Origin of the sequence: Porphyromonas somerae DSM 23386 (assembly GCF_000372405.1) — a bacterium.
GTDB lineage: Bacteria > Bacteroidota > Bacteroidia > Bacteroidales > Porphyromonadaceae > Porphyromonas_A > Porphyromonas_A somerae.
On sequence record NZ_AQVC01000046.1, the window covers coordinates 1 to 18,074 of the forward strand.

14 protein-coding genes and 1 pseudogene are annotated in these 18,074 nt (G+C 42.7%); 14 read left to right on the plus strand and 1 reads right to left on the minus strand.

Translation table 11 applies throughout. The features are described 5' to 3' along the window. Nucleotides 1-1,189: 1,189 nt before the first annotated feature. The 11 genes from A3GK_RS0108560 (at nucleotide 1,190) to A3GK_RS0108615 (ending at nucleotide 12,604) form a co-directional block, all read left to right on the plus strand. Nucleotides 1,190-1,534: a DUF4134 family protein gene (locus A3GK_RS0108560; RefSeq protein ID WP_018029041.1), complete on the plus strand. Its 345-nt coding sequence runs from the start codon at nucleotides 1,190-1,192 to the stop codon at nucleotides 1,532-1,534. 1,091 nt (nucleotides 1,535-2,625) lie between these two features. Beyond that, entirely contained in the window at nucleotides 2,626-4,416 is a 1,791-nt protein-coding gene (gene rpsA / locus A3GK_RS0108570) for a 30S ribosomal protein S1 (RefSeq protein WP_018029043.1), read from the plus strand. A gap of 84 nt (nucleotides 4,417-4,500) precedes the next feature. After that, nucleotides 4,501-5,469, plus strand: coding sequence for a YeiH family protein (locus tag A3GK_RS0108575; RefSeq protein WP_018029044.1), 969 nt, complete (start codon nucleotides 4,501-4,503; stop codon nucleotides 5,467-5,469). A gap of 646 nt (nucleotides 5,470-6,115) precedes the next feature. Then, nucleotides 6,116-6,463, plus strand: a complete 348-nt coding sequence (locus A3GK_RS11075; RefSeq protein WP_051541067.1) for a helix-turn-helix domain-containing protein — start codon at nucleotides 6,116-6,118, stop codon at nucleotides 6,461-6,463. Next, a complete protein-coding gene (locus tag A3GK_RS0108585) occupies nucleotides 6,454-6,837 on the plus strand; it encodes a MerR family transcriptional regulator (RefSeq protein WP_018029046.1) in 384 nt (127 codons plus the stop codon). Before A3GK_RS11075 ends, A3GK_RS0108585 begins: the two co-directional genes overlap by 10 nt. After that, nucleotides 6,834-8,894 carry a bifunctional DNA primase/helicase gene (locus A3GK_RS0108590; protein ID WP_018029047.1) on the plus strand — a complete coding sequence of 687 codons (2,061 nt, stop codon included), beginning with the start codon at nucleotides 6,834-6,836 and terminating at the stop codon, nucleotides 8,892-8,894. The genes A3GK_RS0108585 and A3GK_RS0108590 overlap by 4 nt, the downstream gene beginning before the upstream one ends. Beyond that, nucleotides 8,882-9,190 carry a helix-turn-helix domain-containing protein gene (locus A3GK_RS0108595; protein WP_018029048.1) on the plus strand — a complete coding sequence of 103 codons (309 nt, stop codon included), beginning with the start codon at nucleotides 8,882-8,884 and terminating at the stop codon, nucleotides 9,188-9,190. Before A3GK_RS0108590 ends, A3GK_RS0108595 begins: the two co-directional genes overlap by 13 nt. A gap of 220 nt (nucleotides 9,191-9,410) precedes the next feature. Continuing rightward, on the plus strand, nucleotides 9,411-10,313 hold the full coding sequence (locus A3GK_RS0108600) for an Abi family protein (RefSeq protein WP_018029049.1): 903 nt from the start codon (nucleotides 9,411-9,413) through the stop codon (nucleotides 10,311-10,313). Nucleotides 10,314-10,621: 308 nt separating this feature from the next. After that, nucleotides 10,622-10,819: a helix-turn-helix domain-containing protein gene (locus tag A3GK_RS10725; RefSeq protein WP_155799485.1), complete on the plus strand. Its 198-nt coding sequence runs from the start codon at nucleotides 10,622-10,624 to the stop codon at nucleotides 10,817-10,819. An 88-nt stretch (nucleotides 10,820-10,907) separates the two neighbouring features. Next, complete coding sequence (locus A3GK_RS0108610; protein ID WP_018029051.1) at nucleotides 10,908-11,615, plus strand: DUF6088 family protein; 708 nt, start codon at nucleotides 10,908-10,910, stop codon at nucleotides 11,613-11,615. Beyond that, the gene (locus A3GK_RS0108615; RefSeq protein WP_018029052.1) at nucleotides 11,600-12,604 is read left to right on the plus strand and encodes a nucleotidyl transferase AbiEii/AbiGii toxin family protein; all 1,005 of its coding nucleotides are present in this window, start codon (nucleotides 11,600-11,602) and stop codon (nucleotides 12,602-12,604) included. Before A3GK_RS0108610 ends, A3GK_RS0108615 begins: the two co-directional genes overlap by 16 nt. A gap of 33 nt (nucleotides 12,605-12,637) precedes the next feature. Here the strand turns inward: A3GK_RS0108615 and A3GK_RS0108620 are convergent. Then, nucleotides 12,638-14,176 (minus strand): annotated as a pseudogene (locus A3GK_RS0108620) (helicase-related protein); the annotation flags it as partial. A gap of 289 nt (nucleotides 14,177-14,465) precedes the next feature. On the opposite strand from A3GK_RS0108620, the gene A3GK_RS0108625 reads away from it, so the two are divergent. Genes A3GK_RS0108625 through A3GK_RS0108635 form a run of 3 tightly spaced genes read left to right on the plus strand, consistent with a single transcriptional unit; the run spans nucleotide 14,466 to nucleotide 17,479 of the window. Next, on the plus strand, nucleotides 14,466-15,686 hold the full coding sequence (locus A3GK_RS0108625; protein ID WP_026161815.1) for a site-specific integrase: 1,221 nt from the start codon (nucleotides 14,466-14,468) through the stop codon (nucleotides 15,684-15,686). 4 nt (nucleotides 15,687-15,690) lie between these two features. After that, complete coding sequence (locus A3GK_RS0108630; RefSeq protein WP_018029055.1) at nucleotides 15,691-16,959, plus strand: site-specific integrase; 1,269 nt, start codon at nucleotides 15,691-15,693, stop codon at nucleotides 16,957-16,959. Nucleotides 16,960-17,011: 52 nt separating this feature from the next. Beyond that, nucleotides 17,012-17,479 carry a DUF1896 domain-containing protein gene (locus tag A3GK_RS0108635; RefSeq protein ID WP_026161816.1) on the plus strand — a complete coding sequence of 156 codons (468 nt, stop codon included), beginning with the start codon at nucleotides 17,012-17,014 and terminating at the stop codon, nucleotides 17,477-17,479. Nucleotides 17,480-18,074 lie beyond the last annotated feature (595 nt).

The window sequence follows — 18,074 nt, forward strand, 5'->3', positions numbered from 1 at the left end:
TCCTATCAATAAGTCATTATAATAGTGTGACAATCTAAAAGCACCAATGATCTTATTGGTTTCCATCGGAGATTGAAAAGAGCTCTTTGTTGGATTGTAGTTTTTAATGGCAGTAGGTAAGTAGGCGAGGGCTACCCTCTCCACCNACTTCCATTCATCGGCAGGNGTNGNTGGCACAGACCANTGACCNTTNNCCNATCGCTTTGCTACTAGTGGTATTGCCTTGTTGCCATCTTTTGTTATCCCCCATAGCTTCACCTCGTCACCATTCTTCCACTCATTAACTAGCTTTCCATTAGCAATGACCCCTCCGCTTGTTAGGGAAAGAGCTAGTCTAATCTCTCCACTAGGAGTGGGTGACGGAGTAGGGGGAGGTGTTGGCTCGGGAGGAACTGGTCTGTCCTTTCCGTTACAACTTACCAATGCCATACACCCCACTATTGTATATAGTGCTGCCTTCGCAAATAGCCTCCTTTGCGAGCTCCGTTCCAATTGATTTGTTATCCGCTTCATAATTATACAGTTTTTATTTGGTTTGTCAATATACTATTTTATCTTTATAAGTGATTGGCACTCATCTTCTTTCTCATACCTAAAGATACCACTTTTTCACCAATCCACCAAACATTTCGACCACTTTTTAGTCCTCCAACTAGCTGCTATATAACAACTTATATCAGCGGTTCCCAATTTATTTATTCCTCTCCCTTTTTCTCTTTTACATCCTCACTCTCATGCGGCAATTGTGAGTGTGTTGGGGTGGGTGTAAACCATAGCTACCTTTGTGTACATATCTTATCGCTTTGAAGTATAAGCGAACATTTTATTAGTTAGAATTAATTAGAAAATAATTTAGAGAGGGTGGAGATGTGAGATCTGCACCCTCTTGCTTTGTTGTGACCATTCGTATGCGGCAATTGGAAGAAGTTGCACCCTCCTCTATATGAGGCTACCTTTGTTACGTACAATTTTAATGAATTCTTTTCTTTGGGAGGGCGGAGATGCGAGGTCTCCGTCCTCTTGTCTTTGCTGTAACCTTTGCTCCGTTCCCATCTCTTTTTTTTCGTCACCCTAAATTCAATCGTATGCGGCAATTGGAATAATGAGTTTATGGGTTGCCGACTACCTATCTTTGGCGTATAAATAGATTGATAGTTTATTTTATAACATTACAAATAGAGATAAGATTATGAAAAAAAGATTTTTGTCCAATAGTTGGACTAGTTTAAGGAAGCTGTATTACTTCGGTTTTTTGGGATTGTTACCTGCAACAGACTCCTTTGCACAAGGACTCTCACAGGTAAATGCAGAGCTCGGTAAGGTTACGGAGAAGCTTAGAACAACTGTTGCCAATGTTATTAGAGTAGTTCAAGTACTTGTGGGTATCTTGGCTGTAGTGGCTCTAATTGCCTTGGTTGTTAAGTTCAAAGGGGGCGTCCATGAGGCTAAGAAGAAGCAGATGATGTGTGTTGGTGGTCTTGTGGTTTTCTTCATTGTGATTAGCACTGTTAAGACCTTTATTAGTGTTAAGTAAGGACCTAGCTAAAGCTACTTTACTAGTAATGATGGTTGGAGCTAGACTGTGTTAGAGGCTTCAATGTGTTGAGTTGCATAGCTCAAAACGCCTGGGTAAATGGTAGCTTGACCTATAAACGGAAGCGTATGAAAACAGATAAAATGATGGTGTTGCCTACCTCAAAAAGAGCTGTGAGGCAGTGTGCCAACGAATGGTAAAATGGGAGCGTCTACTTTTCTCGGTGCAATGATCTTATCAGGTAACTTGTGAACGTAGAGCAGACTATAACTGCCAAAGACCATCTGATTAGAGTTGGAAGCCCTCCTTAATAAATCTTGTGGTACGCCATTATGACGTGAAAAAGTAAGTTGACAATGAGGTGTTAATGATCCCTCATTAATAGGCTGATATATAGTATATTATATCGGTCTTAGTTTAGTTGCAACTCGTTGATTGCTTAGTTGCAACTCGTCGATTGCTTAGTTGCAACTCGCTGATTGCTTAGTTGCAACTAAACTTTTGTCTTGATAAATCATAGATTTACACCTAAAGTTGAGAATGTTGCACGAAGTGCCTTTCTCGCACATTTGATTCAAATGTGCTGAGACTTTGCACGAAGGATGAGATGCAAGGCAACCGTTAGGGGGCCAAGGTACCTAAATAGGCCTGAGGATGAGGGCAAGGTGCACGTAGGACACCAAGGCCTACCTGACCGAAGGGAGCGTACTCACGTACGTGACCTAGGCCGCATTCCGAAAGCAACGCCGCAGATCGCCTTCGTGCAACAGTCTCAAGGTTAGTGGCGTTTTTATTTGGTATAAGAAGTCATTCTGTTTGATACGAGAAACATTTTTGTTTGGTACGAGAAACATTTTCGTTTGGTACGAGAAACATTTTCGTTGGATATTTCTCCGATAATTCTTCTCTAAGATCAATTGAGTGGCTAATCTTTTGGACTTTAAGCGGTTAATATATTGTATAGACCAAACTTTTTATCTACCTTTGCAAAAGTTTGTACTCTATAAGAGAAAAATAGGGTGGAAACTAAAGATAAAGCCTTGCGTTGTCAAGGTAGAGATGTAACATTATTTTATTCACCAATTTTTTAAATGAAAAATTACTACGAAGAAGTAAAGCCTTTGGAAGGCTTTGATTGGGACAGCTTCGAGCGCGCTACGGAGGAGTCTCCTGAGAGCATCAAGAAGATGGAAGAGCAGTACGCTGCTACAATGGGAGAGGTTTCTGAAGGCGAGATTGTGACTGGTACGGTAGAGTCTATCTCTAAGCGCGAAGTTATTGTCGACGTAGGTTTTAAGTCTTTTGGAGTTGTATCATCAGCGGAGTTCCGCTACAATCCCGACTTAGCTGTTGGAGACAAGGTAGAGGTTTATGTTGAGGTACAAGAGAACAAGGAGGGTCAGCTAATCCTTTCGCATCGTAAAGCTATGCAGGCACGTGCTTGGGAGCGTATCAACGAGGCAATGGAGAAGCAAGAGGTTGTTAAGGGCTTCATCAAGAACCGCACTCGCGGTGGTATGATCGTAGAGATCTTTGGTATCGAGGCATTCCTACCAGGTTCTCAGATTGATGTGAAGCCTATCCGCGACTTTGATGAGTTTGTTGGAAAGACTATGGAATTCCGTATCATCAAGGTTAATGAGGAGTATAAGAACGTAGTTGTATCACACAAGGCACTGATCGAAGAGGAGCTTGAGGCTCAGAGATCTGAGATCATCTCTAAGCTTGAGAAGGGTCAGGTACTTGAGGGTACGGTTAAGAATATTGTGCCTTACGGTGCGTTTATCGACCTTGGTGGTGTGGATGGTCTTATCCATATTACCGACCTATCATGGGGTCGTATCCGCACTCCAGAGGAGGTGGTTTCTCTTGACGAGAAGATCAATGTGGTGATCCTAGACTTCGACGAGGAGCGTAATCGTATCGCCCTTGGTCTGAAGCAGCTCACTCCACACCCATGGGACAGCCTTGATGAGAATCTGAAGGTTGGCGATAAGGTAGAGGGTACTGTAGTAGTGATTACTGAGTATGGTGCATTTGTAGAGGTACTGCCAGGTGTTGAGGGACTTATCCACGTAAGTGAGATGTCTTGGACTCAGCACGTACGTAGCCCACACGATCTTCTGAAGGTGGGTGAGAAGGTAGAGGCACAGATCCTTACTCTAGATCGTGAGGATCGTAAGATGAGCCTAGGTATCAAGCAATTGACTCCTGACCCATGGGCTGATATTGAGTCTAAGTATCCTGTAGGTTCACGTCACACTGCTAAGGTTCGCAACTTTACCAACTTTGGTATCTTCGTAGAGTTTGAGGATGGTATCGATGGCCTAATCCACATCAGTGACCTTTCTTGGACTAAGCGTATCAAGCACCCAAGTGAGTTCACAAAGATCGGTGATGATATCGATGTAGTTGTTCTTGAGATAGATAAGGAGAACCGTCGTCTCAGCCTTGGTCACAAGCAGACCACTACAGATCCATGGGAGAACCTTGGTACTGTATTCTCTGTAGGTACTATTCACCAAGGTAAGATCGTAGAGCTTCTAGACCGTGGCGCAGTGATTGAGCTACCTCACGGAATTGAGGGCTTTGCAACTCCTAAGCACCTTGTGAAGGAGGATGGCAAGCAAGCTGAGCTTGGTGAGACTCTTGACTTTAAGGTGATTGAATTCAATAGCGACTCAAAGCGCATCATCCTTAGCCACAGCCGTATCCGTGAGGATCAGGAGAAGGGCGCTCGCCAAGAGGAGAGAGCTGCTGCACAAGCCACTCGTGAGATGATTCGTCAGGAGAGTGCTCAGGCAGAGAAGTCTACCCTAGGTGATATCGATGCACTTGCTGCACTTCGTGATAAGATCGAAAAGGCTAATAGTGAGGAGTAATATCTGGAGCTATTGCTAGATAATTAATTAAATGGGGCGGTTTGTCTACGACGAGTCGCCCCATTTCTATTCTTTTACTTGACTATGAAGAATTATAAAGAGATCATCTACTACTCCTTAATTGGAGTACTGGTCTTAGGGTTGATCTGCACTCATATTCCTACCCTGGCACCACTAGGGTCGTGGGTGAGTCCACCAATTGCACTATTGCTCGGACTTATCTTTGCACTTTCATTCGGAAATATCGCCCCCAAGCTAAATAAGGCTATGAGCAAATACCTACTTCAGTACTCGGTGGTGGGTCTCGGTTTTGGTATGAACCTTTATAGCTCTGTAGCAGCAGGTAAGGAGGGTATGGTATTCACTATTATTTCGGTTATCGGTACCATGGTGGTGGGCTGGCTTCTAGGAAAGTATGTGTTCAAGATAGATACCAATACCGGTTACTTGATTAGCTCTGGTACGGCAATCTGTGGTGGAAGTGCCATTGCTGCTGTGGGACCGATTGTGGGGGCTAAGAGTGGACAGATGTCGGTGGCACTAGGAGTTATTTTTATCCTCAATGCGATTGCTCTATTTATCTTCCCTCCTATCGGTAGAGCTATAGGAATGAGTCAGCAAGACTTCGGATTATGGGCTGCCATTGCCATCCACGATACCAGTTCTGTGGTAGGAGCTGGCGAGGCTTATGGAGATATTGCTCTACAAGTGGCTACTACGGTGAAACTTACTAGAGCCTTATGGATAGTGCCCTTAGCATTAGTCACCTCGTTTATTTTCAAACAGAAAGGGCAAAAGATTGCTGTTCCTAGGTTTATCCTATTCTTTATCTTAGCAATGCTTATCAATACCTTCCTATTGGGAGATTATCCTACATTTGGAGAGGTAGTAAGCAAGATTTCGAAGCAATGCCTAAATGTAGCCCTCTTCTTTATTGGTGCTGGGTTGTCTCGTGATGTACTCAAGTCAGTCGGGGCAAAAGCTCTTTTCTTAGGAGTTACCTTGTGGATCCTAATAGCCACTGGTACCCTCTGCTATATTTACTGGGTCTAGTTAAATGATATAGAAGCTCCTAAGGAGTTTTTGTTGGAAATAAAAAACCGCTCAAAGCCAGTGTATTAGGCTCTGAGCGGTTTCTTTGTCGCGGAAGCGGGGGGATTCGAACAAATCCCGTCCAGCCGTTGCTACATCTATATATTCATAAAGCTCAAACGCATCACTGTAGCAAAATTGTAGCTAGCAATTGAACTCGTTTTGACTACTTCAGTGAACACCAAATGAACGCCATCATTCGCTCGTTTCTTCGGTACAAATGTAGTAAAATAAGAACTATCTGGCAAGTGTTTGATTGACCCTCTTTTAGCCACATTTTTGCTACATAAGCGGTGCAAGGTGCAAGCCCCATATATATAGGGGCTTGCACCTTGCACCGCTACGTTTCGCAACTTCCTCTCTCCTATTACTAATAGTTTTTTGAGATGCGAATACTCAACTATTAGTGGCTTGATATTTTTACAAGATAGAACTTTGTCGTTGCGCCTTATGTAATAACTTAATTGTATCCGCTATGAGCTTCATACAAACATAATAACAAACCAAATTACCGCCCTTGCATTTCATGCAAGTTAGTATGCATTTGGTGCACAATAATGCGTGTAGCGAGTTGGCAGTATGTAAAAGCTGGGGTAACTTAGAGTATATGAATACGATACAAGAATTCATTAAAGCCCTGAGACAAGAAAGGGGGATAAATCAATCGGAATTGGCTGACATTCTTAATGTTAGCCAAAGTACTCTTTCACGCTGGGAAAGGGGTATAGGGCGCTTGACAGAAGAGCAAATTCTTCTAATTGCAGATGCCTTCAAGATTGACCCACGAAACATTTATGCATTTCTTGCATCTTCGGGGAGTCAGCAAACGATTGCCATTTTTAGAGTGGAAATAATGACAAGGGAGCTACATAAGCTATTCCTTCAGTTCATTGCTGAACAAGATCCCAGTATGATTAAAATAAACCAGTTAAGCGAAGATAAACTATGGATGTAATCGCCATGGAAAGCGAAGCTTTCAATGAGCTCATAAAACGGATCAAGCGAATAGAAAGTTTTATAGAGAGAAGTTCTGCTGTTCTACAAAGCATTGATGAAGAGCTTGAGATGACAACATTTGATGTGATGCAAACACTCAATGTGTCTAAGTCGACTCTCTATAGATGGAGGAAAAAGCAAATGATACAATATCGGTTTACCGAAAGCGGCGATGTCCGATATTCGTATAAGTCTCTATACAATTCAATCAAAGGGAACTATCTACGCATCACAGGATCGACAATAGAAGAGTGTTTGACTAATATGAATAACTACAAAGACAACATCATCTTGTGTTGTTGCTCCAACAAATTACAACCCAAAGAAGAATGATAGACAAAAAACAAATACTTGAACTTACAGCTGGAGGGCTAAATGTGTTTATCCACTATCTTGGCTTTCCAGTGAATGTACACAAAAACTTTCTCAGTCCTTTTTATGAAGACACAAAACCTTCATGCCATATTTACTTTGACGCAAAAAGCGATTGTTATAAGTTTCATGACCATGGAGATCCTAGCTATTCAGGAGATTGTTTTTGGTTCGTGGGAGAACTCTATAATCTGTCTGTACGGGTAGATTTTAGAAAAATCCTTCAACAAATAGTTGTGGACCTAAGACTACCTATCAGAAGCGATGAAGTCCTTGATAGAGTAGCCCTAACTAATAAAGCTATACGGATATCTAATCCAAAGACAGTACAACCTATTCCAAAATCCAGTAAAGCTAGGCTTTACTCTCTTGAACCACTCCCCTTTACAAAGGGGTTTCTAGACTATTGGAGCAAATATGGTATCACCGAAAAAACTTTGAAGAGGTATGGAGTTATCAATCTTCAGAAACTCTCTTCTATCAATAGTGAAGGGAATGAGTTTTCTCTAATAGCTAAAGAAACAGAACCTATTTTCGGGTATCAAGGGAAAGACTTCATTAAAATATATCGTCCATTTAGTACTCGCTTAAAGTTTCTCTATGGTGGCGAGAAACCGTCTCTTTACTGCTTCGGGCTTGATCAGCTGCCAGCTAAAGGAGATGTCATTTTTATTACGGGAGGAGAAAAAGATGTCCTCTCTCTTTCTGCTCACGGTTTTAATGCGATTTGCTTTAATAGTGAGACTTCTCAAATACCAAAGAAAATCGTTGAAGGATTGACCCTTAGATTTAAGCATGTTGTGCTACTATACGATGTCGATGAAACTGGTATTCGAGAAGTTGCCAGACAGAAATTGGAACTTCAAGAGTACAAGATCTATTCTCTGCGTCTGCCATTAGTGGGTAGTAAGTATGAGAAAGACATATCCGATTTTTTTGCTCTCGGGCATACAAGTTATGAGTTAAAGGATTTACTCTCCCAACTTCTCAAGAGTTTGTATGCTGAAACACTTATGATTATGAAATCCTGCGAACTAGACTACTCTAATCCCCCGCATGTCTCAAATTCAATTGTATCTATCAATGATGTTCCTCTAGGATCCCAAGATAATCTATTGTGTATTACAGGGGGTGAAGGTACTGGCAAGAGTAATTACGTGTCTGCAGTCGTATCAGGGGCAATATGCTATAACAAACTAGCTCCTGGGGAGACTTTAGGGATAGATGTTAGTCCTAACCCTTATGGGATGGCTGTAATACACTATGATACAGAGCAGTCTGAGGCTCAACTTTATAAAAACATGCGTAAGACTCTATCAAGAGCAGGCTTAAGAGAGATGCCCCCTTTTTATCATTGCTTGTATCTTGCATCTCTTTCAAGGAAAGATCGAATTCATCTCATTGAAGATAGCTTAGATCTCTTCTATCATCAACATGGAGGGATACACTTAGTAGTTATTGATGGAATTGCAGACTTGGTGCGTTCTGCAAACGATGAGACCGAGAGTATCGCTGTCGTAGATGAGCTTTATAGACTAGCTGGTATTTATAACACATGTATCATTTGTGTATTACACTTTGTGCCAAACGGTATCAAGCTTCGTGGCCACATAGGCTCAGAATTACAACGTAAGTCAGCAGGAATTCTTTCAATTGAGAAGGATGACAATCCGGAATACTCTGTAGTCAAGGCTTTGAAGGTGAGAGATGGGAGCCCTTTAGATGTCCCGATGATGCTCTTTGGATGGGATAAAGGGCTGGAGATGCATGTCTATCGTGGTGAAAAGTCTAAGGAGGATAAGGAGAAGCGAAAAACTGACGAATTAATCTCAATTGTTACGGAGATCTTTCAAAGCAACCACCGTCTCTCTTACCAAGAGTTGTGCGATGTCTTAATGCGAGAGATGGGAGTCAAAGAGCGCACAGCAAAGAAGTATATTGCTTATATGAGAGAGCAACGTATCTTGTCACAAGATACTGCAGGGAATTATCAAAAAGGGGAACTATGTCATACTTAGACTATCTTACAGAAGATCCTTGGCAAAAACGTCTGTTCGATAAGCTTGCGAGTGTGGAAGAAAAACTAGACCACTTGCTGGTATTACGAGAGCAAGCCATAGAAGCTGCTGTTCGGCCACCGCTCAAACCAGAGTATCTTGACATCATCGATGTATCTAGATTGCTAAAGGTTGAGCAAAAGACCATCTACAACTGGGTATGGGCGGGTAAGATTCCTTACCTCAAAGCTAATGGTCGCCTATTGTTCCTTCGTGAGGAAATCGATGAGATGCTAAAAAGAAGAGAGGAGTGGTAGATGTTAGGTTTATGCATCAACAGTAAGCAAGGCGAACAAAGATGGGCTAGAGATCTCTCCTATTTGGTCTTGTTTCTCAATCACTAAGAATGCTTACATTTGCACTCAAACAGAGTGAACATATTAGCTTTTGAATAGCAAAAAGAATTCATAATAATGCGACTAAGCATTTTACAGAAAACTTAGTTCTGTATTTGTTTGGTCCTCAGATATAGTAGATATGGGAAAGACTGCAATTGATGTATGGGAGCAGATCAAGCTGCTTGAAAGTCGTGGAATGGTTATTAAGGATAAAGAAAAAGCCCAAGAAGTGCTTTTGGATGCGGGGTATTATCGCTTAGGGTTTTATTGGTTCCCTTTCGAAACAACATATCCGAATAAAATTAACAGAACTCATCAGTTTAGAGAGGGGACTAATTTTGACTACATCGTGAAGCTATACTACTTCGATTTTAATTTAAGGAGTATCCTTATGAAGTATCTCAACCGCATCGAGATTCATTTCAGAACGTTTCTCATATACAAGGTGTCGAATTATTATAGGACATCTCCTACATGGTTTGCAGACTCCACTGTTGTGACCGCAGCATACGTAAGGAAGTTTGATCAGGAAGTCTATACCAATCGATTTAAGTCTATTTCTATTATACAGCAACACCATAAAACCCATATAAACGACAAGTATGCTCCCGCTTGGAAGACATTGGAATATATGACTTTAGGAGGAATAATCCATCTTTTCAAGGCACTTAAAGACAAGATGATTTGTAGAGCAATCAGCGAACATTTCAAAGTAAGACAACTGCCAGTGTTTGAAAGCTACTTGAAAACAATTCTCACGATAAGGAATTATTGTGCACATGGCAATGTGTTATATGATATTGCGCTACCAACATCTATAAGACGAGGTCCAGCTGGTCAGATGGAAAGTGCAAACTATCATAAGCTCTATGGTGCAATTAAAGTCATATACTACATGACAGGAATTGTGTCAGTGAATCGTCAAGCTGACTTGAAGGAAGAATTGATAGAGTTGTTCGACAAGAACGAGAAATACAATGAGGTACAAAACATCATTGCTGAAGCAACTGGAATCAAAAACATTCGGGAAATGCTTGCGTAAGTCAGAATAAAGAATTACCTTTGCAGTAAGAAAAGTGCCGATAGAGACTTTTAGACGCTCTATTAGCACTATAAAAGGTAGAAAAATGGGGCTATACACTTCGTCTGTATAGTCCCTTTTTGCTTTATACAACTGGCTTAGTTTCCTTTCTTATCGACAAACTCGAATTATAAAGCGTCTTTTGAAGGTGACGCATAGCAATCATCTCCACTTAGGCTTAGGGGTGTGTTGGGGTGTCGTAAGTTCAGGCTTCTGCTTCACCTCCTGAGTTGTTGCTTCTGGTGTCGTAATTTGACCGAGAGCAAGCCATAGAAGCAACTGTTAAGCCACCGCTCAAGCCTGAGTATCTTGACATCATCAATGTGTCTAGATTGCTAAAGGTTGAGCAAAAGACCATCTATAATTGGGTATGGGCTGGTAAGATTCCCTACCTTAAAGCTAATGGTCGCCTACTGTTCCTTCGTGAGGAAATCGATGAGATGCTACGAAAACGAGATGACTGGTAATCTTTTTTCTTCCAACCCGACCCTTTTGTTGTGTAAACACTTGCATTTACACAACAAAACTACTACCTTTGCGAAAAGAACAAGTAGCATGACAAGCAAGGGTATTAAAAAGAGGATTTTGGATTTTGAGATGGGAAAAGTTTTCCGACTGGAAGACTTAGAGCTTTCTCGTTCGGAGTACAATGCAGCTGTGGTAGCTTTAGGACGATTGGCTCAGGAGGGAGAGATCGAACGACTTAGCCCAGGAGTTTATTACAAGCCCAAGCAAACACGATTTGGGGTTGTAGGACCATCTATGGAAGAAAGATTTCGAGACTTACTCTATGACGGGGACACACCTATTGCCTATTTGACAGGTCTCTATGCATTCAACCTATTTGGACTAACGACCCAACACTCATCCATTCTTGAAATAGGGACTAACTTTCCGAAACGTAATACAAAGCGGGGGATTTATGCCATCCGTTTTGTACTACAGAAGAACCAGATCTGTCAAGACAACATCGATATGCTGCGTCTTTTGGACTGTTTGAAATGGATCAAGAAAATTCCAGATACTACTGTCGACAAGTCGTATACTCTCCTAAAGAAGAAAGTCAGTGAATATGAAAAAGAGGATCATAAGCAACTAGTGGAACTTTCCCTAAATTACACTCCACTCACAAGAGCTTTGTTGGGTTCTATGCTAACAGATGAATCACTTGTGGTGACTTTACATCAGACATTAAACCCTCTTACACGATTTAGAATCGGACTTTCCTCCACTTTAGTGTCAAGCCAATGGAACATACAATAAGAGAGCCTTTACATTTAGACAGCGAGTCATTCAGAGACTTGCTACAAGCATCTTCTGAGGATTTGAAAATCCCAGTCCAGTTGATCGAAAAAGACTATTATATCTCAGCAATACTTCGAGCCTTATCTAAGAGCACCTACAGTCGGCAGATTGTATTTAAGGGAGGGACTTCCTTGTCCAAAGCTTATCAATTAATTGACCGGTTTTCTGAAGATGTGGACTTTGCCGTCATCAGCGGTGATATGAGTGGCAATCAAGTTAAGATGCTATTATCCAAACTGATGAAAGAGGTTACAGTGGGTTTTACAGAAGACAAATCCTTCGCAGATATATCCAAAGGGTCAAAGTATAGGAAGCAAGCATTCTCCTATGATGCTCTAGTGGGGTTGGATGTTTCAGTCAATCCTATTCCTTCGAGAATTATCGTAGAGATCAGTGCGTTTGCCAATCCTTTTCCTTATGAAAAAAGGACGATAGAACCATTTGTGACTACTTATCTGAAGAAGCAACACTTGGAGGATGTCGCATCTCAATATCACCTTGAACCTTTTGAGTTGAATGTGTTGTCGCTGAAGCAAACCTTATGCGAGAAAACCGTTTCTCTCATTCGCTTCTCTATGAGCCAGGATCCATTGGCATCTCTTTCGTCAAAAATCCGCCATTTCTATGATTTGAATGCTCTTATGACTATCAAGGATTTGGAGGAGTATGTTTGTGGTGTAGAGTTTGTGCGTGATGTAGAAACTTTGGTCAAGCATGACCAAGCAGCCTTTGACGATCCTTTTGGATGGAAAGGTCTAAAAGACCTAACCCAATCGCCATTGGTATTGGATTTTGAAAAGTTATGGGAAGCTCTAACTCCTAGGTACGAAGAGAATTTATCTGCAATAGCTTATAGGGAAATTCCATCTTCAGAAAGGGTGAAGGTATCATTCTTGAAAATCTTAGACTCTCTGAGAACGATTAACCTCACAAAAAGTAGCGGGTAAGGTTATCTATTACCGAAAATCTCCTATATGATTCTATCGCAATTTCGGCTTGGATATAACTACTCGACCCGTTACTTCTCGATTGTCTTGATGAGTTTGAGAGACTGAGTCTGAAAGAGAAGTCTCTCCAGCATCTTTAAGTGGGGTTGACGTGGCAACACATCTCGTTTCTTGTATCTCTTTTTCAAGATTCTCTTTTTCTTCCTCTGGCGGAGAGAGCGTGAGGGCAATCTTTCTATCCAGCTCGGCTGCTTGGGATTTGAGAGAACGCAAATCTTCCTCCTTCTTCCACGAGCTATTGGCAATGGCGGTGTAGACCTCCTTATTTGCTGAGACCTTTGCTATCTCCTTCTCATGAGATTCAATCACCTTGGGAATGCGCTCTAAAGCATTGAAGAAGTTCAGACAAGCCAGCTTAGGATCATTTGCCAGCTTGCCGTTATTGTAGGTGTAGTAAATACTACCCTCGCCCTTGACGAAAAAGCGGTTTACCGATAGGTCAAATAAGTTCTGCGAGGAACTTTCCGTCTTGACCATAACAGAGAAGCCATAAAGCTCTCCAATCTTATTGTACTCACCATTGGTACGAGCCTTTTCCTCTATCTCTTGAAGACGATGAGCAATCACTTTGATGTCAGAACAACCCTCTACACCTTTAATTGAAAGTCGATTGATTGGGTTGCCTTCCGCATCTCGTTCCACTCGTTGCTCAAAGCAAGCTAGGTCTTTCTTCGCCTCTTGTATCTTGCCTGTGTGATAAGAGAGCGAATGATCAATCTCAGCCAACTTACCTACAGCCCCATTTCGCTCACGTAGGAAGTTCTTGCGTTCTGACTCTAATGCGGTAATCTTCTTGTCTAGCTTAGCCTTTTCCAAAAGGTCTGTATTGCCCGATAGCACAGCTACATACTCTGAGAAGTTCATGCCACTGTCTTCATCCATTGAGCCTTCATCGATGGTACGCATACCGAGCTGATTGCTCTTCAACTGATTGATGAAAAGCTGCTTGTTGTGTAGTAGGTTGAACTTATAGCTGTCCAACGAACGCTCCACTGCATATATAATCACATCGACCTTGTTGTCGGCAAACTCCTTGGCGACTAAATTGCCCTTTCGGATAGCTCGTCCGTTGCGTTGCTCTAAGTCTGACGGTCTCCACGGGGTATCAAGATGATGTATAGCCACAGCTCGTTGCTGGGCATTGACACCCGTGCCCAACATAGATGTAGAGCCGAAGATGATACGTATATCGCCCCGATTCATCGCTTCCACCATCGCTTTCTTCGCTTTCTCATTCTTACACTCTTGAATGAAGCGAATCTCGTGAGATGGGATGTGATACTCCTCTACCAACTTACGCTTAATCTCAGAGTAAACATTCCACTCGCCTGGCTTGTAAGTACCCAAGTCGCTGAAGACAAACTGTGTTCCCTTCTGCTCGTTATACTTCTGATAGTAGTTATTGAGGAGCTTGGCACAGTGGCTGGCTTTGTTGTCTATATGGTCCGAATACTTTTCTAGGTCTATCATTCGCATATCCAAGCTCATCTTGCAGGCATAGTCGGTAGTCAAGAATTAGGGGAAACAGAGGGAAATGTAAGGAATGTAACTATTTGAAATAGTATCATTTAGCATTTTTTTTGCCTTTATCGAGTTAGGCGAAAGGAAGCATCAAACGGCAGGAGTTCCGTTACCAAATCGTAACCCATCAGAGAAAAAGCAAAAAGGGGTTACGAATTGAATGTAAACAACTGTGTCATAGGTTTTTATTCTTCATCTTTCATTTTTCTGCATCGCTCAGGAATACTTGTTCGTATGTACCTTTGCAAGCAAAGGAAATTTAGAAGAAAACGACAGAAAAATGAAAGAAAACAAACTGAAAGTATCGTTCTTCGTTCAGGCGAAACGAACCGACAAGAAAGGACTTGTGCCTATCATCGGGCGAATCTCCGTTGGCAGAACCCATTCGGGCTTCTCCACCAAATGCAAAACTCCGCTTGCTCTTTGGGACAGTCGTAAGCAAAGGCTTATCGGCAAGAGCAGCATGGCTGTGTCCGTCAATCAGAAACTTGGTGAATGCACCGCACTTATCCACGCACGCTTTCACGAACTCAGTGAAAGAGAAGAATCCTTTACCGCCACAGACGTGAGGGATGCCTATCAGGGGCAAATCCACCGCCAAACCCTGCTCTTGGAAAGTTTCGGGGAGTATCTCACACAGACAAAGGAGCGCATAGGCATCGACCGAGCCTTGAAGACGTTCAAACTCCGTACCTACCAACTCTCCCTGCTTCGTGAGTATGTACAAAAGAAGTACAAGGTAAGCGACATCCCCCTTTCACAGCTGGACAATACCTTTATCGAGGGATTCGAGTATAATCTCACCATCTACCGCAGACTTAAACGCAGCAGCATATCCAGTACTTTGTCCACCTTGCAGACCATCGTCCGCATGGCGGTAAAGAAAGGTGTGCTGGATTTCTATCCTTTCTTGGGCTACAGTTACGAGCGACCAAAGGGTGAACCGAGAAGCATCACGAAGGAAGAACTTGAGCGCATCATCGAGTTGAAGATTGAATGGGAGAACTATCGTATTGTCCGTGATTTGTTCGTCTTCTCCTGCTTTTCAGGGCTGGCAATCTCCGACGTCCGTAATCTTAGGGAAGAAAACATCGTCTTGGAAGAGGGCGAACTCTGCATCAAGGGCAGGCGAATGAAGACCAAAACTCAGTATCGTGTACAAGTACTTCCTCCTGCTTGGGCGATAATGGAACGTTACAGAGGAAAGCGTGCAGGCTTTGTCTTTGACGTGCCGACTACCGACATTATCCTCAATGGCATGCACTACATACAACGAAACATCGGCATGGAAAGTCCGCTGACCTTCCACATGGCTCGGCACACCTTTGCATCGCTCATCACGCTCTCGGCAGGTGTACCTATTGAAACGGTAAGCCGTATGCTCGGACACACCAACCTGAGAACAACACAGGTATATGCAGCGGTTTCCTCCGAGAGAATCCATCGGGACATGCAGAAAGTGCAACAACGCATACAAGATATATTCACCTTAAAACTTTGACATTATGGCACGAAGCACATTCAAGACACTATTCTATATCAACCGTTCCAAAGAGAAGAAGAACGGCAAATGCCCGATTATGGGACGCATCACCATAGACGGTGAGCAGGTGCAATACAGCACGGGCAAGGAAATCGCTCCCGAACTTTGGGATAGCCATAAGGGGCGATGCAAGGGAACAGGTGAAGAAACAAAGGAAATCAACCGCTACTTGCAAACCAAAGAGGAACAAGCCAAAGGTAAATACCAAGAATTAGTTTGGCAACGTGGCTATATCACTGCCGAGTTGTTGAAACGTGAACTCATGGAAGAGGACAATCCTAAAGGCTTTCTTTTGGAGGAAGCCCGACTATTTATTGAGGAAAAGCGTCCATGCGTAGGACTGACGATTGCCAAGCCTACCTTTGCTAATTACATCTATGCAGCGCAGCTCATAAAGTCCTATCTGCGTGAACGCTTAGGGCTGGAGGATATCCGCTACTCCCTGTTGGACTATGGCTTTATTGAGGGAATGGACTTCTATCTCAAATCAGAACGCAATCTTTCTCTTGCCACCATTCAGATTGTGGTCATTTTCCTAAGAAAGCTTATCGGCATAGGTCAGCAGAAGAAGTATATCCGTATCGATCCGTTTGCGGACTACAAGGCAGAACTGCCACATCGCACACGCAGGTATCTCACTACGGAGGAATTGCAGAGGGTCCTGCAAACACCCATAATTGACAGGCAATTTGAGCGAGCAAGGCAACTATTCCTTTTCTGTGCCTTCACTGGTTTGGCTCGTGTGGACATGCAACGGCTCAAACCAAAACACATCATCCACAATGCAGACGGCACAGAGGAAATCCGCATCAAAAGGCAGAAAACAGACGTGGAAGCCATCATTCCCCTCCTGCCCATTGCGGGGCAAATCCTTTCGCTCTATATCAAGGATAAGAAAGCAGACGATTTGATATTCCCCAATCTCACAATAAGGAAAGCATCCTTTGCGTGTGTGAACATCGGGCAGATATGCCGGATAGATAAGGGCTTGACCTTTCACATGGCTCGCCACACATTCTCAACCACGATTTGCCTTTCCAATGGTATTTCGATGGAAACGCTCAGCAAGATGCTCGGACACAGCAATATCGGTACGACACAAATCTACGGAAAGATAACCGACCACAAGATACAAGAGGATATGACTGCACTCACAGACAGGGAGCATTCTATGTTTGAGGGTTATTGTGAGTCTATAGCACGGCAGAACGTTCCATTGCAACAAGCATAAAAAGGAAGTAATTACCAAACATTTATTATTCACGATTGAACCTCAAATGATTATGAAACAGAACAACAAACAGGAACTTTCTTACTTTCGATTGAAATTAAGAAGTTACATGAGTGAGCATCACCCCGAAAAATTGCAAGATACGGAGTTTATCACCACACGAGCAGACATGGCTCTCACTGCTTACTGCGATGCAGTGGCACAAGGTTTCACGCACCCCGAAGCGGAGAGCATGGCAAGCGAGGTTTTGTATCAAGGCTTGCACTTTTCCAAGTATGATACGCTTGTATCCGTGTTGGAAAACGAGTTTGAAAGGGAACTGCCTGCATCGCTTCCTGAAAGACTCGCAACCATATTGTTGTCGAATAAGGCTATTCAAGCCACATTCGACAAATTCGGTTTGACGGACACATTTGCTTCTGACGAGCAATACGACCGTCTTTACACCGAACTCACAGGCACGATAGTGCTGCTCATCGAGAGCAATCATTTGCCAATAATCGGTCAGTCAGGCGGATAACCCCAACATTTTTCTTCGTACACTTCGTAAGCCATACTTATGCAAAGCCCCTGAAGCCGTTTCTTATCGTGCAAAGGTACAACGGCAGCCTATCTGCCCTGACAAGGTCGAGTCCTGCGGATGGAGAGAAGAATCTCCACCGCAGGATTTTCCTTTTTTATGGCTGTATGGCAATTCCCAATATCCGTGCGGTCGTATTCATCTCTCCCAACCTTGCAGGGCAGGGCTGCCGTAAGAGAGTATAGGCACGACAAGAATACGGCATACTCAGGCTCTTTGGACGCAAGGCGTAACAGCCAACAATAGATAGGAATGACGATAATACGGACTATCTGTTGTTTGTACAATTTATTGTCATGACTATCTGTTGTCATGACTATCTGTTGTCATGACTATCTGTTGTCATGACTATCTGTTGTCATGACTATCTGTTGTCAAAACTATATATCGTCAAAATAATCTATCGATAAAATAATCTATCGATAAAATAATCTATCGATAAAACTATCTATCGATAGTTCTACATATCGATTTGTCGAACTATCGAGAGAATAATTGCTATGTGATAAAAGGAAAGAGCCGGCACCTCATCTCA